General features: G+C 48.5%; 17 protein-coding genes. 9 read left to right on the forward strand and 8 right to left on the reverse strand.

Going from position 1 to position 16,177, the window contains the following annotated elements:
- Nucleotides 1–20 precede the first annotated feature (20 nt).
- Nucleotides 21–1,139, reverse strand: a complete 1,119-nt coding sequence (locus OXN25_15135; protein ID MDE0426191.1) for a Xaa-Pro peptidase family protein — start codon at nt 1,137–1,139, stop codon at nt 21–23.
- A 321-nt stretch (nt 1,140–1,460) separates the two neighbouring features.
- On the opposite strand from OXN25_15135, the gene OXN25_15140 reads away from it, so the two are divergent.
- The 6 genes from OXN25_15140 (at nt 1,461) to OXN25_15165 (ending at nt 8,095) form a co-directional block, all read left to right on the forward strand.
- Nucleotides 1,461–3,284 (forward strand): sigma 54-interacting transcriptional regulator, encoded by a 1,824-nt coding sequence (locus tag OXN25_15140; GenBank protein MDE0426192.1) that lies wholly within the window; start codon nt 1,461–1,463, stop codon nt 3,282–3,284.
- Nucleotides 3,285–3,427: 143 nt separating this feature from the next.
- Nucleotides 3,428–4,231, forward strand: a complete 804-nt coding sequence (locus OXN25_15145) for a phytanoyl-CoA dioxygenase family protein (protein ID MDE0426193.1) — start codon at nt 3,428–3,430, stop codon at nt 4,229–4,231.
- 111 nt (nt 4,232–4,342) lie between these two features.
- The gene (locus tag OXN25_15150) at nt 4,343–4,591 is read left to right on the forward strand and encodes a hypothetical protein (GenBank protein MDE0426194.1); all 249 of its coding nucleotides are present in this window, start codon (nt 4,343–4,345) and stop codon (nt 4,589–4,591) included.
- 29 nt (nt 4,592–4,620) lie between these two features.
- The gene (locus tag OXN25_15155; GenBank protein MDE0426195.1) at nt 4,621–4,956 is read left to right on the forward strand and encodes a hypothetical protein; all 336 of its coding nucleotides are present in this window, start codon (nt 4,621–4,623) and stop codon (nt 4,954–4,956) included.
- Nucleotides 4,956–6,878 (forward strand): hypothetical protein, encoded by a 1,923-nt coding sequence (locus OXN25_15160; GenBank protein ID MDE0426196.1) that lies wholly within the window; start codon nt 4,956–4,958, stop codon nt 6,876–6,878. The genes OXN25_15155 and OXN25_15160 overlap by 1 nt, the downstream gene beginning before the upstream one ends.
- An 89-nt stretch (nt 6,879–6,967) precedes the next feature.
- Nucleotides 6,968–8,095: a mandelate racemase/muconate lactonizing enzyme family protein gene (locus OXN25_15165; protein ID MDE0426197.1), complete on the forward strand. Its 1,128-nt coding sequence runs from the start codon at nt 6,968–6,970 to the stop codon at nt 8,093–8,095.
- 3 nt (nt 8,096–8,098) lie between these two features.
- Here the strand turns inward: OXN25_15165 and OXN25_15170 are convergent, their stop codons facing one another.
- The 5 genes from OXN25_15170 to OXN25_15190 all read right to left on the reverse strand — a co-directional run bounded on the left by OXN25_15170 (nt 8,099) and on the right by OXN25_15190 (nt 11,862).
- The gene (locus tag OXN25_15170) at nt 8,099–9,028 is read right to left on the reverse strand and encodes a zinc-binding dehydrogenase (GenBank protein MDE0426198.1); all 930 of its coding nucleotides are present in this window, start codon (nt 9,026–9,028) and stop codon (nt 8,099–8,101) included.
- A complete protein-coding gene (locus OXN25_15175; protein ID MDE0426199.1) occupies nt 9,009–9,332 on the reverse strand; it encodes a hypothetical protein in 324 nt (107 codons plus the stop codon). The genes OXN25_15170 and OXN25_15175 overlap by 20 nt, the downstream gene beginning before the upstream one ends.
- On the reverse strand, nt 9,295–9,573 hold the full coding sequence (locus OXN25_15180; GenBank protein ID MDE0426200.1) for a BrnT family toxin: 279 nt from the start codon (nt 9,571–9,573) through the stop codon (nt 9,295–9,297). Before OXN25_15180 ends, OXN25_15175 begins: the two co-directional genes overlap by 38 nt.
- 95 nt (nt 9,574–9,668) lie before the next feature.
- Nucleotides 9,669–10,574, reverse strand: a complete 906-nt coding sequence (locus tag OXN25_15185) for a type II CAAX endopeptidase family protein (protein ID MDE0426201.1) — start codon at nt 10,572–10,574, stop codon at nt 9,669–9,671.
- Nucleotides 10,575–10,701: 127 nt separating this feature from the next.
- Entirely contained in the window at nt 10,702–11,862 is a 1,161-nt protein-coding gene (locus OXN25_15190; GenBank protein ID MDE0426202.1) for a mandelate racemase/muconate lactonizing enzyme family protein, read from the reverse strand.
- Between the two features lie 187 nt (nt 11,863–12,049).
- On the opposite strand from OXN25_15190, the gene OXN25_15195 reads away from it, so the two are divergent.
- Genes OXN25_15195 through OXN25_15205 form a run of 3 tightly spaced genes read left to right on the forward strand, consistent with a single transcriptional unit; the run spans nt 12,050 to nt 14,644 of the window.
- Nucleotides 12,050–12,892, forward strand: coding sequence for a carbon-nitrogen hydrolase family protein (locus OXN25_15195; GenBank protein ID MDE0426203.1), 843 nt, complete (start codon nt 12,050–12,052; stop codon nt 12,890–12,892).
- A 25-nt stretch (nt 12,893–12,917) separates the two neighbouring features.
- Nucleotides 12,918–14,171: an amidohydrolase family protein gene (locus tag OXN25_15200; GenBank protein ID MDE0426204.1), complete on the forward strand. Its 1,254-nt coding sequence runs from the start codon at nt 12,918–12,920 to the stop codon at nt 14,169–14,171.
- A complete protein-coding gene (locus tag OXN25_15205; GenBank protein MDE0426205.1) occupies nt 14,168–14,644 on the forward strand; it encodes an NUDIX domain-containing protein in 477 nt (158 codons plus the stop codon). Before OXN25_15200 ends, OXN25_15205 begins: the two co-directional genes overlap by 4 nt.
- A gap of 18 nt (nt 14,645–14,662) precedes the next feature.
- Here OXN25_15205 and OXN25_15210 read toward each other — a convergent pair whose 3' ends face one another.
- Nucleotides 14,663–15,415 (reverse strand): phytanoyl-CoA dioxygenase family protein, encoded by a 753-nt coding sequence (locus tag OXN25_15210; GenBank protein ID MDE0426206.1) that lies wholly within the window; start codon nt 15,413–15,415, stop codon nt 14,663–14,665.
- A complete protein-coding gene (locus OXN25_15215) occupies nt 15,416–16,108 on the reverse strand; it encodes a class I SAM-dependent methyltransferase (GenBank protein ID MDE0426207.1) in 693 nt (230 codons plus the stop codon).
- Between the last annotated feature and the right edge of the window lie 69 nt (nt 16,109–16,177).

A 16,177-nucleotide genomic window follows, 5' to 3' on the forward strand; every position in this document is an offset into this window, starting at 1 on the left:
TCCTCCTGAAAAATTGAGAGTTATAGTGGTTGTGGCAATTTTAATTCGGCAGGGAAAGCTGTCAACGGCTTCGCGATGCTCCCCGAAATATGGCAAGTATCCTCCAACCGAACGCCTCCCGTTCCCTGAACAGAAAGTACGGAATGTCCGACGGTCACCGTCATTCCGTCAGAAATCTGGATACCAGAATCACCGGGATGGATTGTTGGTGCCGGGGTCTCCTCAAAACTAAGTCCGATGCTATGACTGATCCCCGCGACGTAGAATTCACCATAGCCGTTTTCAGTGTAAACTTTCTTTGCCGCTGCGTCAATATCTCGCATCTTCCTCCCTGGTCTCAACGCTGCGATCCCTGCGGCTTGGGCACTTTTATAAGTCTCGAACATATCCATCTGTTTCGCTGTTGGTGTCCCAATCGCAAATGTCCGGCAGAGGTTTGCACAATACCCTTTATAACGCGGCACCAAATCCAGAACGACCAGGTCCCCCGCCTCAATAACTTTGTCAGAAGCAGTGCCGTGTAGCCATCCCGAACGGACTCCCGAATTCACAAACACAGGCGTTGCAACACCATGTCCACCGGCTTTCCGCATAGCGTACTCAACTTCCGCTGCGACCTCATTTTCCGTTATACCCGGTCTAAGCGTTTTGACTGCCGTCTCCATGCCGATGCCAGCAATTTCTGCAGCACGCTGCATGAGTGCTATCTCGGTGTTATCTTTCACCATACGGAGGGCATCCATAACCGGGGCGATATCCATGACATCAACAATCGGATTCGCTCTTTGGAACATGTTCAATAGGAAGGCAGGGGTGCCGAACCACATCTGGACACCAATTTTGAGTTTCTCCTTATCTCCTATCATACCACGCATCACCTGAACAACGTCCTTAATCTGTTGACCGACAGAGCCGAAAATCCGGACATCTTCGACACCCAATGATTCTTTAACCTCTTCCTCTTCTCCAGCAAAAGTGACAACAATTGGCACCCCGTGTGCGGGGATAATAGCGCGCGGTTGATACCGATCCTCTCCGAAAAAGTAGATATAATCATCGTGCGTCAGAATAAGATAGGCATCAATCCCTTGCTGCTTCATCCTGTCCTGCGCTTTCTGAATCCTCTTTCTATTTACCATCGTAATTTCCTCCTGTTAGGATAGTTACCGTTCTCTTGTCGTATTAAAGCATAGTATTGCAAATTTCGTGCCAAATGTTCAGCACCTGTCCAATTGAGATATATCAGCGTTTTACGGGCTAAAATGAAATTTCAGATTTTGCCGATATGTTTCAAATCTGAAACAAAACCTGAATTAATTGCTGAGAAGCCTCGTAAATAAAAGTTATTTCACAAATGAAACAAATTTCATTTATGAAACAAAATTCTTGACATCCGCTGCACTATGTGATAATCTGTAACCTATAGGGAACAAATCTTGTGCACGCGTGGGGGGGAAATAGTGAAGTGGATTAATACCGATCAGGTCTATGGAATCCTTGAGCAGATTCAGATCGGAAAGACACTCGATGAAGTATTTGAGAACATCTACGCTGGACTTCAGAATATAGTGCCACATAACCGGTTAGGCATCGCACTCATTGACGAATCCTCCGGCGATTTAGTGCAGTGCAAAACGAAATCGAACAAAAAAATTTTGCTGGACAACGGGTTTTCAGCAAAAATCGAGGGGTCAAGCCTTGAACCTATCCTCAATTCAGGTGAAGCACGAATTATTGACGATTTTAGGGAAATTCTTGCAAGGAGACCGGCGCACTGGACACGATTAATGGTCCAAGAGGGGATGCGCTCAAACCTGACCCTTCCGCTCAAGGTGCAGGGTAAACCCATTGGGGTCGTCTTTTTCACCAGTGAAAAACCCCGAGCATTCTCCGAGGCACATATTGGGCGGCTCAAACCTATTGCCGGACAACTCTCGATTCTGATTGAAAAAGGGAGTTGGACAGACAAACTCGCCGAAAGCAATAAACGGTATCGCACACTTTTTGAGATGTCCAATGACGCAATCTTCATAGTTCCATCACTCACAGAAGCGTTTGTTACCGTAAACGAAAATTTCTGTGCCTGGCTCGGTTACACACACCAAGAACTCGTCAATCTGTCGCTGCGTGACCTAATGCATCCCGATGAATTTCAAAACACCCGCGAAACCCTCAAAAGCCTCGATCAACAGAATCCGATTACCTTCCAAACCGAACTGTTCCGTAAAAACAAGAATCGCTTGCCAGTGGAAATTCGCGCAATCCGAATTGTGCATGACGATCGGGGATTCATCCAAGGGTTCGCCCGGGACCTCTCAGAGGTAAAGGCACTCAATGCCCAACTCAAGGAACGCCATTCGTTTGGGAATCTCATCGGAAAAAATCGGAAAATGCGGGAGATTTTCGAGTTAATTCAACTCGTCGCCCCTATGAAAACGACGGTCCTGATTCAAGGCGAAAGCGGCACCGGCAAAGAACCGATTGCCCACGCAATCCACGACAATAGCGAGCGGGCAAAACAACCCTTCATCCGCGTCAATTGTGCTGGCTTGGTTGATAATTTGTTAGAGAGCGAACTCTTTGGACATGTCAAAGGTGCGTTTACGGATGCCATTGCGACCCGCGAAGGACGGTTCGCAGCTGCGGACGGCGGCACGCTTTTCCTTGATGAAATTGGCGAATTAAGTCTCGGAACACAAGCGAAGTTGCTCCGTGTTTTACAAGAGGGCGAATATGAGATGGTCGGTTCAACGGAGACAAAAAAAGTAGATGTCCGCGTCATTGCAGCGACAAATCGAATCCTGAAAACAGAAATTGAGGCTGGACGGTTCCGCGAGGATTTATACTATAGACTCAACGTCGTCCCGATTACCCCGCCGCCACTCCGTGAAAGGCGAGACGACCTTCCACTTCTCATTGAACACTTCATCGAAAAATTCAGTCAACAGACACAGAAACCTATTCATCGCGCCTCACCCGAGGTCCTTGAAATCTTAATGGATTATGCCTACCCTGGCAACGTGCGGGAGTTGGAAAATATCATAGAGCATGCCTTCGTTAAGTGTCAGGGTGGCAGCATTGAAAAGCAACATCTACCGCTTGACCTTATTGCGTCGAGGGACGATATTGTTACGCAGGCACTCCGGGAAAGCAACCCGCTTGCTGCATTGGAACGTGAGTTAGTCCAACGGGTTTTGGAGGAGTCTGATGGGAAACCACAACTCGCTGCACAACGCTTGGGGATTAGTCGGACAACCCTATGGCGCAAACTTAAGACAGTATAGCTGAGCTATAGGACAATCGATTTGTGGTGGACCTGAGAAGAAATCCAGTACCAACATATTTTTTTATTGACAACTTCGCTGAGGTTAACATACCATAGCAATAAGCGTTGACCCATTGCTACCGTCCGAAAGGAGTACTGAAAATGGCGAAGGAACTCTCACTCGTTGCCTATAACGATTTAGAAAGCCAAGTTGAGGCACTGGAAAGGGATGGGTATGTCTATTTCCCCAACGTGCTTGATACCAATGAGATTGCTGAATTGCGTGCGACTATGGATCAATTGCCAGCAATCCCAGCGTCTCATGACAGGGACGAAACACTTGAAAATGGTGACGCATTCCTCCACAAACTCATTAGCAACGCCTTTAATCGCGACCCCTTGTATCTCCAATTCCTTGACAGATCCCCCGTTTTTGAAGTCGCCGAAGCAGCGCACGGTGAGGATTGCCATTGCATCGGTATGCATTCGTGGTTGACGGGACCGGGCCGCCCGGATCAGGGATTACATACGGATTGGCTGCCGATTCGTCTACCTGCAGATGTTCGTTCCGATCCACGCGTCAAAATCCCAATCTTCATCACGACTGCCCATTACTACCTCAACGATATGTACGAAGAATTGGGTCCGACGAAGTTTGTGCCGGGCAGTCATTTCTCTGGGTGTTCTCCAAACGGCGCAACAGAATGGAATAATCGGGGAGAAGAGAGTATCCTATGCAATGCGGGGGACGTGGTGCTTTTCCGCAGTGAAGTCTGGCATCGTGGCTCAGCCAACACGAGCGACGAAACCCGTTATCTCTTGCAGGTACACTATGCGATGCGGATGATTACACAGAAATATCCGCCCTATCTGAATAAGTTTCAGTTTGATCCCTCAATTCTTGCCCAAGCGAATCCTCGACAAAGACGACTCCTCGGCGACCATCGACCCAGCAATTATGATTGAAAGCACATGTAATGTTGTTCTAAAGCGTAAGCAGCTCAAACCCAGTAGCGAATTAATCGGGAACCTGCCTGAAACGAAGTGGAAGGCAGACCGGAAACCTAACAATAAAAAATGAATACACAACGGACAGGCGATCAGATTGAATTTTACCGCGAAAATGGATTTCTGGTTATTGACGACTTTCTGACGGGTGCCGAGTTGTCAGTGTGGCAGGATGCTGTTGACGAGGCTATCACAGAACATGTGAGCCGTGATGATGCCTACCACAATCGAAAGGGAGAAGACAATTACTACAAAGATGAACATCTGCCGTTGGTTTTCTCATATCAAAACGGTAGCACGTTGTCAAATCAGTCTTAAATCGAAAACCAAATATCAGGAGTTTTCTCATGTTGCGCGCAATTGTGAATGAAAAAATCATCGTGTTGATTCTATTGACGATATTATTTCTTACCGCTTGTGGTAGTGATGTCGATTATCTTGGGGACTCCTACTCGCCTACCGCCCATGTAGATGTTTACTTCTCGGAGGATGATATAATCAAAGACTATCTGGTGATGGGACATGCTACTATAGAGGGAGGTGAGGCGGAGGCGTTACAAGAAAAGTTAATGGAAAAGGCACGCGAGAGCGGCGCCGATGGAATCGTATTTGAAGAACTTCGAGTAGAGACCGGAGTATTACAAGTTAGATCTATTTTTATCAAGTATAAGAAGAATCAGTAATGTCGGACATAAAACCGACCCTATCCTTATCAAAACCGCCCTCACCAATCCGTTGGCGGTCTATCGCAGTTGGACTTCTTCTCATCCCCATCAATTGCTATTGGATTACCTATATTGAACTCGTCCAGTATTCCGCGCAGCCCACAATCGTCTCGTTGATTTTCACGGTTGTTTTCAACCTGCTTGTGTTGATAGGATTCAACCAGATATTCAAGCGATTCGTGCCTCGATTGGTGCTATCCCAAGGTGAACTCCTCGTCATCTATGTCATGTTATCTGTAGCGTCCGCCACAGCGGGGCACAGCATGATGGAGATTTTGGTCTCCACACTGGGGCACGCTTTCTGGTTCGCAACGCCAGAGAACGATTGGAAAGACCTGTTTTGGCGATATATCCCGAGTTGGCTTGCTGTGACCGACAAGAACGTTCTTTCCGGCTACTACGAGGGTGATTCTACACTGCACACAAAGCAGCATCTGTTGGGGTGGCTAACGCCTGTGATGAATTGGTTCGCCTTTCTCTTTGTAATGCTGTTTGTGATGGTTTGTATCACTGTCATCGTGCGGAGACCATGGACGGAAGATGAGAAACTGGCGTATCCGATTATCCAACTTCCATCTCGAATGACAAGCGATGGTTTTTTTACGAATCGACTCATGTGGATTGCTTTCGGAATTGTAGCAGCTTTCGACATCATTAACGGTCTCCACCACGTCTTTCCTGCGATACCTTCTGTGTACGAGAAGGCATACCGTTTCAGATTCACAGAGAAGCCTTTCTCCGCGATGGGGTGGCTGAGATTAGGGATTTACCCGTTTGTGTTGGGCATCGGATTTCTGATTCCGTTGGATCTATTGTTTTCGACGTGGTTTTTCTTTTGGGTGTGGAAAGGACAACAGATCGTCGGAAGCGTTATGGGATTGGAAGGGACGGGTTATCCTTACATCAACTATCAGGGATTCGGGGCATATATGGGCATCTTTCTGATTGCGGTGTGGAGGAGTCGAAAACACCTTCAGAATTTGTTGGGCGTGAAAACCCAGTCTGTGTCCACGCGGGATGAACCGATGTCGCCCCGGACTGTTGTTCTTGCACTTATTTTTGGCATTGCATTTCTGACCTTCTTTTGCTTGAGGGCAGGTATGTCCTTCTGGGCGATACTCGTTTTCTTTGGACTCTATTTTGCCTTTTCGACGGCGGTTTCCCGGATGCGCGCCGAACTCGGATCGCCGATGCACGACTTGCACTACACGGGACCCGAACGGGTCATGGTTGCGGCTGTAGGCACCCGTCCGCTGGGACCGATGAATCTTTCGATGTTCTCTTTTTTCTGGTTCTTTACACGCACCTTCGATTCGCACCCGATGCCCCATCAACTTGAAGGATTCAAACTTGCCGCAACGTCAGGAGTCCGAAGTCGTTTCATGCTATTTGCGATCCTGATAGCACTGTTCGTCGGCATCCTCTCGCAATTTTGGGCACTTATATCCATCCCTTATCGACTCGGTGCTTTACACGAGATGTCCCGCGTGCCAATCGTCTACGGGTCTGAACCGTGGACGCATCTACAGAAATGGTTAACACACCCATTACCTCCGGATTATTGGGCGTTAGGATTTACTGGGATAGGGCTATTGTTCGCACTTTTCCTGATGCTAATGCGAATGAAGTTTTTTTGGTTCCCGTTTCATCCCGCAGCGTATGCCGCTGTGTGTGGGAGTTGGGCGGTCAATTACATCTGGTTCAGTCTTGGGATCGTGTGGGTGCTGAAATTGGTTCTGCTGAAATACGGCGGGAGAAATGCCCATCGAAAGGCGATGCCATTTTTTCTCGGCTTGATACTCGGACAATTTACCGTCGGGAGTCTGTGGACAATATTGGGGATGGTGTTTAACATACCTGCTTATGGAATTTGGCCATAGTCAAAGTATAGTGAGTTTACGGGCACCCACAAGGGATGTCCCTACATATTTCTATAATTCACCACAATCTAAAAGGAGAGAAAAATAGAATGAGGATTCAAAAAATTCAGGCGTTTCCGCTTGCGTATCCTGAGCCACACTACAAAGGTATCGAACGCTACATCACGCTCGCTCGCGTGGAGAGCGACGACGGTCTTGTGGGTTGGGGGGAGTGTATCTCACAATTTCGAGAAGCAACACTCGCGACACAGATAATCATTGAACAGGGATTCGCACCGTTAATTATTGGTGAAGACGGTTTAGATGTGGAACGGCACTGGCGTAAAATGCTTGATCACATCTGGTGGTATGGTCCCGAAGGCATTGCTGCTTTTGCTGTCAGTGCTGTAGATATGGCGTTATGGGACTTAAAGGGCAAAGCACTCGGTTTGCCGGTTTGTCAACTCCTTGGCGGTCAGCTCCACGACAAAATCGTTGCTATGGCATCAATCATTTTTGATATGGAAGATTTGGATTGGACGCTCAACGAATTTCAGTGGATGCGCGAGGAAAACTACCGCGTCGTTAAAGGGGGTTGGGGAATGCGACCAGAAGCGGTCTTCGGTCTCGACCGCCAGCGCGACCTTGAGATGATTCGGCGTGTGCGTGAAGTGATCGGAGACGAGCTTGAGTTTGTCATTGATACACCTGGCCACCGTCGTATATGGGATGTCCCGACCGCCATTCAACGTTTCCGAGACCTTGAGCCTTATCGACTCAAATGGATTGAGCAACCCCTGCCTCCTGAAAACTTTGAAGCATACGCTCAGCTGCGGTCAGCGGTTATGACCCCCATCGGGACCGGTGAAGATGAGTGGAATGTCGAAAGTTACAAACGACTCATCCAGTCCGGTGGTGTCGATATTGTCCAAATTGATCCGGGACGCTGCCACGGACTCACTGGCAGCCGACACGTCATCAAACTCGTTGAGGCTGAGAACCTTCTGTTCAGCGCGCATTCGTGGAGTAGTGCCTTAAACACCGCTGCGAGTCTGCACATGTTAGCGAGTTCGACACATGCCGATTGCTCGGATTTTAAGCCCCACGAATCCCCGATGCAGCATGAATTGGTCAGCGATCCGTGGGGGCAAGAGGATGGTTACGTCGCTCTTCGCGATGTTCCAGGATTGGGAGTCACCGTACGGGAAGATGTTGTGCAAAAATATCTGTTTGGATAGCCATTACGTCCCTGCTACGACCCCCTTGATATAACTGCCGTCTCCATTTGTTGCGTCCTTGAGAAGTGCAGGATAATCTTCAAGCGGTACGATATGCGTTACAAGCGGTCTTAGGTCGATGTGGCCACGCTCAAGCATCCGAATTGCGGGTGGAAATGTATCCCTAATCTTTGCGCCCGGCGATGAGCTCACCAAGTTAAACGCACCGCCGTGCCACTCGGAACCGTTGATGGTCACCTCTTCTCGGATGCAACCGAAGAGGTTGATGTGTCCGCCTCTACGAACGATTTTCGTCGCGAGGTTTAACCCATCAGGCTTCCCCGAACAGTCAAATACCACATCAATTGGAAATGCTTTCAGCTCCGATATGAGTTCAGAGGCGGAAATTTCCTTAGGGTTGTACGTGAGGTCAGCCCCTAACGACTTCGCCAGTTGCAGCCGTTTCTCAACAATATCAATAGCGATAAGGTTAGATGTATAAAAGCGGCTGAGTGCTTGGACGAACATCATCCCCATAAAACCACATCCGATGACTGCGACGTTATCAGCCGGTAGCAGCGGTGCCGTGTCGAGTCCTGTTACAACACATGAGACGGGTTCAACTAACCAGTATTCGTCTGGAATGTCCGATTCTGGAACGATGTATATCTGATCCGCTGGGCAGTTTTTGAGACCATCAAACCCTAACACGCTGCCCGTAACACGCATCCCTTCCTCAATACCTTGAACACCGCTCCCAACTTTAGTAACATAGCCGACACCTTCATGACCCGGCGGCGCGTACCCGCCGTCCCGAAAGGTCGCTAAGTCCCATGCGCAGACCCCACATGCAGCGCGCTGGACTTGCACTTCTCCCACTTGCGGGTCGCGGACATCAATATCAATGATCTCAACTCCGCCGTTTTCTCCATACCTAATCGTTTGTGTCTTCATTTGATATGCCTCCCTGTCCGTTTGCTTCCATGTATGACCGGAGTACCGTATTAATTTGTGCTTCGTAATCAACGTTACGGGCTTTGAACCACTTTAAGATATCCTGATCGATACTCGCAAAGTGTGAAGGGAGAGGCGCGGTTTTCCAAAAAGTTTCATCGGTAGGTTGGGCATCTTTATCATTAAGCGCGTCCTGATAAACTTCCTCATCGGTCATGGCATCGACCTTTTCCCAATCTGTTTCATCGGGAACATGTGCAAGTTCTTCACGCGTATATTTGACTAAAGTAGATTTGTCTTTCATTTTTCGTTGCCTTCCTTGCTGAAATAATGCGACGCCTGCTGCCGCGCCACGTATAAACCACATACAAGAGACTACTTGCGCTTCGACCAAGGACAACGATTCTTTTTTCATCGTAGTCGTATCGAGCATCTACGCGCTCTATCCGATCCGGATCATCAAAGACGAGGGAAGCGCGTTTGAAACTAATTCCACGTTTTTGGATACATTCTTGATTCTTCTGCTCGTCCCATTCGAATTCCATTATGGCAGGTTTGAGGCGTGTCTTATTCTAATTCTTACAAATTGTCTGAACTTTAATGCAGTATAACATATTTTGTGTGAATAGTTAAGAGAAATCTAATCGGACAAATTCGCGTTACTTCCACAACCGGCAGTCTCCGTGAGGTAGGGAACTTGCCAGTCAGTGTTCCGAATATAGTGTTTCCAGAAGAAGATAGCAAACGGTGTAATGATTGTGAACCCTATGAGTCCTATCCACCAGAGTTCTTGAAATTCTTCGAGCGTCGTTTCTGAAGGAGAGGCATCAGACAGTATCTCAAACCACTCCATAATTGATGGAATGCTGTTATTTGCTATATGGATGACCATTGGAATAAAAAGCGACTTCGTTCGGATATAAAAAACAGCCATCACACAACCGAAACAAAATGCACCAATAGGGTCGAGATGCAAAATGGCGAAAACCAATGATGACGCAAAAATGCTTCGCAACACACCCCACTTGACAGCCCATCGCGTTAATAAGATACCGCGAAAGAAAAATTCTTCAACCATAGGTGCGATAAAAACAGCCGTTAAAAAGACCAACAGATTCGCCAGCACATGTTTATCGCTACTCAACGAGATTGTAGAGTGGTCACTTTCAATAAATCGCTCTTGGAAGAATTCAGGCATGAAGAAGGCTATGGGAAAGTAAAGGAGAAAGAAGGTTGATAAGGAGAAAATGACCTGGGGGAATGCCCAGAGACTATACAATCCAAGTCTACGCCACGTCGGGAACTCTCCACACAGTTGCCTGTAAGACAGACCTGCACGCCCTAACATTCCGAAGGTAAACAGACAGAAGAAAACATACAATAGTGGTAGTATCACGGATCCTCGAAGTGGTGCCGACTTACCTTTAAACCAGGCAGGTAAGAATGCTCCGAGGATAACAACGGTAAAACCAGTCGCGATAAAGGCGAGAATGGCGTAGCCAACTAATGCCCTAAACCGAATTTTTTCAAAAGGATTGATGTACATGTTAATATCTATCTAATGCCTCTGTCCTCTAATCAGAGAAGATAGGTGAGACTCTGACGCAAACTAACAGTTTATGCTACATACAAAAAAGAGGCTCGCGTTCGGCGCGCCTCTTGGTAGAGATGTGCTACCAATTCGTATGGGATCCGTCCCGTCGGCGGAGGTGTGGCGGTTCCGAGAATTTGAACGTCTGCGCCATTACGAGTTCTTCATTAACCTCAACACCCAAACCGGGACCATCCGGTACGGGTATCGCTGCCCCTTCAAGTTTGTGCTGCACAGGAAACAGATCTTCATCATAGTGTCCAGAGGCTTCTGTTGGAGAGACCCGGATTTCCAACCATGCAAAGTTTGGAACCGCTGCTGCGAGATGAACCGTCGCAGCCGTGCATATAGGACCTAACGGGTTATGGGGCATTAAATCGATATAGTGTGCCTCTGCCAAGCTCGCGACTTTCATCGATTCCGTCAGTCCACCAACATTACAGACATCAAGGCGGGCAAAGTTGGTGATACCGCGTTCCAGATACGGGAGAAACTGCCACTTACTGGAGAATTCTTCTCCGATAGCGAATGGGACATCGGTCATCGTCCGGAGGGATTCATAAGCCTCTGGGGTCTCGTCTCGAATTGGCTCTTCCAAAAAATCAAGTGTGCCAGACGGCATACGCTGACAAAAGGACGCTGCTTCCGCAACACTGAGTCGGTGGTGATAGTCAATACCGAGAACAGGTTCCGATCCAATGGCTTCTCGCAGTGCTGTCAACCACTCCGCTGCGAGGCTGATCGACTCACGCGGTTCAAAGATGTTTTCCTCACCCAGTTTCGCACGATGCAGTACGTTTGTGCGGATGACGTTCCAACCGTTGTCAAGTAATAATTGGGCGTTTTCGATCAACTGCTCAACCGATGCTGCACCTGTCGTAGCAAAGCACGGCACACGGTCTCGCTGTTTCCCACCGAGGAGTTGGTAGACCGGCACGTTCAGTGCTTTTCCTACAATATCGTGGAGTGCGATATCGATCGCTGAGATTGCTCCTGTCAAGGCACGGCCTCCCTCAAAATACTGGCTTCGGTACATCTCCTGCCACAAGCCACCAATCCGCATCGGATCGCGCCCAATGAGGAATTCGCGATAGTGTTTCACCGCACCCGCAACAGCCAATTCTCGGCTTGAAAGTCCAGATTCACCCCACCCGTAAATGCCTTCGTCGGTCTCTACTTTAACGATGTGTTGATTCCTGTGTCCTACCCAAACAGGAAACGGTTTGATGTCGGTAATTTTCATAATGTCTTTCTCCTTGGATTTTGTGCTCAATTTCTAATCCTTATACCAAATCGCTTGGCAATTGTCAACCGATTTTTGTATGTTGACCATTGATGGCTGACTGCTGATTGCTGAAAACCTATCGCGCCACTTGAATTAGATTCGCAGGTCTGATACAATGGCGAAAATGGAAAGAGGAGGTATTAAGATGGCGAATAACCAGATTAAGGTCGCAGCAGGTCAGCTGCTAACAAGTGAAGACGTTTCCGCCAACACCATCAAGGTATTAGATCAAATCGAAGCGTGTGCAGAGATCGGGGTTCAGATTGCGGCGTTCCCGGAAGGGTGTCTGTTCGGCTACTGCTGCCGGACAGATTATTGGGAACGGACCTCGCCGCAAGTCTTTAAAGAGGCTGAGGCTGAAATTGCCGAAGCAGCACGTCGGCACGGAATAGCCGTTGTCGTCGGTTCAGCACATCACGATGGTGAGAATTGGCACAACGACCTTGCCGTATTTAATCAAGAGGGTCTCCTGAAATACCGTTATGGCAAGACCTTTCTCGCTGGGGAGAAATGGTGCATCAACAATCGGGGTCCGTTGCCGATTGTCGAACTCGCCGGTGTTGCGTGTTGTTTTATCATCTGCCACGATGTACGTTATCCTGAATTAGTTAAACTTCCTGCAGCAATGGGGGCACAACTCTGCATTTTCTGCTCGTGTGAATCCGGACTGCTCTCAGAATATAAACTCTCCGCTTACCGCGCTATGCCGATTTCGCGTGCGACAGAAAACGGCATCTATCTCCTAATGGCGAACACACCTGCGAACCCTGATGACATTCGGGCACCCGGTTCATCACACGGAAACTCGAAGATTATCCATCCAGATGGCAACGTCATCAAAGAGGCAGGGTTTTTTGGAGACACCATCATCGCTGAAACAATAGACCTCTCACAAGCAACGGGTTCACAGGCGAAACGGACTTATGATGAAGATACGATCTTGCGGGAGTGGTTCCTACAAGGCTGTGAGTTTGTTGTGAAGGTTTAAAGCAAGCATTTAAGGAAGAAGATTCATGTCAGATCAAATCGTTTGTATCCGTGCCAATTCGCTTGTTGATGGGATAAGCACATCTGCCAAATCCAATCAGGCAATCCTTGTGACTAACGGACGCATTGATGCAGTAGGCGATCAAGAAGAGATTGCGAAAAAGACACCGCCTGACGCAGAGGTTATTGACCTCGGCGATGCGTGTCTCGCGCCGGGTCTCATTGATGGACATACACACTTGAGCCTGGCAGGCGATGGACGGAACTATGTTCAAATGTTCTCTGAGACGGATGAGATGATGGTGTTGACCGGCGCGATGAATCTACAACGCCATCTCGCCGCAGGGATTACAACGATCCGTGAACACGGCGCGCGGAACAAGGTAGGATTCACGCTTAAGGAAGGACTTGAACGCGGTTATATTCCGGGTCCACGCGCCTTGGTCAGCGGACGACCGATTACCTGTACAGGTGGACACTTCCATGTATGCAACGAGACAGCGGATGGCGAGGCGGAGATGCGGCGTTCAGTGCGTCGCTTAGTTCATGAAGGCGCGGATTATATCAAGATTATGGCGTCAGGCGGTGGAACTGCCGGAACGATTCCCGGACGCGCCAGTTACACCGTCGCCGAATTGCACGCCGCTGTCCACGAGGCACACCATTTCCATCGGCTCACGGTGGCGCATTGCCGTGCCAGTGAGTCGATGGTACGCGCCGTTGAAGCAGGTATTGATCTGATGGAGCATGCGGAATTTCTTGATCCGGACGGTGAACTCCGGTTTGATCCGAAAATTGCGGAGATGATGGCAGAATCGGGTATCTGGATTAGTCCGACGCTCCAAGCGTGGACGGGATATCCACGCATCGTTGAACTCCGAGCAAAACGGGACAATGGGACGATTTCTGCCGATGAAACAGCCGAATTGCAACGAAGTGAGGCGCGAGCAGAAGTCCGATTGGATGTGATGCGGCGTATGCTCGACTACGACCTCCGGGACCGGATTGTTCCCGGCACGGATTCAGGTGTCGGTAATCTTGCATTCGGACATCTCGATTACGATTTGCAGCTACTTGTCGAAGTTGGGTTTACACCCGCAGAGGCACTCATCTCAGCAACCCGCATCTCCGCCGAAGCAATCGGGATGGCAGATGAGATTGGAACTATCGCGCCGGGCAAAATCGCCGATCTCGTTGCTTTTGAGAGCGATCCGACAAATGATGTTGGGGTGGTGAGTCGAGTGATTGCGGTATTTCAAGCAGGGCAACGCGTAAAATGACGCACAATATGCAGTCAAACATTGACCCCACTATCTTTCAACGGTTGTTGATCGATGCTGAAAAAGACGGTGTGCAAAAACTGGTTGTGGGCGCGGTCATCCGTAAAAACAGCAAATTCCTACTTTTGGAACGAGTTCCGTCTGATTCCATGGGTGGATTTGTTGGAATTCCGAGTGGTACCGTGGAGGATGAGGAAGACCTACTTACAGCACTCGCTCGAGAAGTGCAGGAAGAAACGGGACTCATTGTAACATCAATCCTTGAATATCTCGGCTCCTTTGATTGGACATCCAGTTCTGGGAAAAAAACGAGACATTTCAACTTTTTTATTCAGGTTGAGGATGGTGAAATCAAACTTAGTCCTACCGAACATCAAGCATACTATTGGGTTGCGTTGTCCGACGCAGCTTACACAACGCTTAACATCTCAGATGCTACTAAGCAGATTCTCAAAACTACAGTACAACAATAACACGAGCGTTTGGTGCGATTAAAATTCATAGATGTCAGCGCGTCGTTTTGCGACCTTATGTCGAACAAGTGCTTGGAGGTCTTCCGGCATCCGCGCAAACGTCTCTGGAAAAACGGGTTGATGACCACCCTCACGCATGAGATTCCACCAAGCAGGATAGTAAGCGATATTCAACGCCATGCGATGTTGATCGTCGGTTGTATTTGCCCCTTGCCCGTGCCATGTTCCGCCGTGCCACAATAACACAGAACCTTTTTGCCCGCAGACCGGCACTGGATGGCTTTCTACAATGTCGGATTGTGTAGGTCTGCGCCGTGCGCGATGGCTAAACGGCACAACGAGCGTCGCGCCGTTCTCGATAGTAAAATCCGTTATCATCCAGATGGAGTTAATCATCCATGGCGTTTCGGGAAGGCGTGATGGCAAGTCGTGCGTCGAATCGGAGTGTATACCACCTTGGGGTGCCCTTGGCTTGACCCACTTGGTGCAAGCCTCACCCAGTCGCGCACTATCGCCGAGAAAATGACGGACGACTTGTAGCACTTGTGGATGTGCGATACATTCCCAACACATCTCATCGAGGTTGACTACACCGAAAAGCGTTTGATAGAGTTCAGCGTTCGGGTCCTGAAAAGCATCCCGATTCTTTGGGTCTCGGTGGAGTTGGAAGTATTTCTCTGCCATCGCGTCTGCTTGTACTGTGGGGATTGCATCTTCAATCAGACAGTAACCGAACGTTTCGAGATGTTCTATCGCTTCTTGTTGCAGCATTTACAGACCTCCGTTTCTCTTTTTGTTACGGAACACCAACATAAATCTGTTTTCTTCTATTTGCGCAACGCGTTCAAAAAGAAAGTACTTCTCAATAATGTGCTTCGCAAAGGGGACTGTCCAAAAGTAGGATGGATACGCGTACGTACCTTTGTCAGGAATTGTCCTACTGCCTCCTATCAAACCGGTCTGCACGTCGTATCGATCTGGAAGGGTTTCCTCTCCCACTCTCTTCACCAATTCATCGTGCATTATTACAAGGAAGATGCCATTGTCCGATAGAATTTCTTTAAGTTGAACTGTTAAGCACTCCAGCATCTGATATGATAAGTAAATGTTATTTTGAGGAAGCAGCGCGAGGTCGAAAGAATTCTCTTTGTAAGGTAGCGCAGCCATATCCCCAATATTGAATCGACATCTGCTCTTTCTTTTCTCTGCGACCTCTTTTGCGTGACGGAGTGGAATCTCCGCGCAGTCAATACCTGTTGCTATCGCGCCCATGTCTTCCATGGCAAAGGTAAAGCGTCCAGCATTGCAACCTAAATCCAAGGCGCGCATGCCGGGTCTTATGAGTTTACGCAGGTGGTCTTCATATCTGTCAACGGCAAATTGTGATCTTGGGTTATCAGGGTCAGTCGTCGGATGGACCCCCGCTGCATTGTAATGTTTCCGAGTTGCATCGAATACGTTCATATATTTCTTTGCCTTCAAATATGGCTTGCATTGTCCGGTGTTATCGTGTAAATTGGTCGGATAGGATAT

The organism is Candidatus Poribacteria bacterium, assembly GCA_028820845.1.
Taxonomy (GTDB): Bacteria; Poribacteria; WGA-4E; order WGA-4E; family WGA-3G; genus WGA-3G.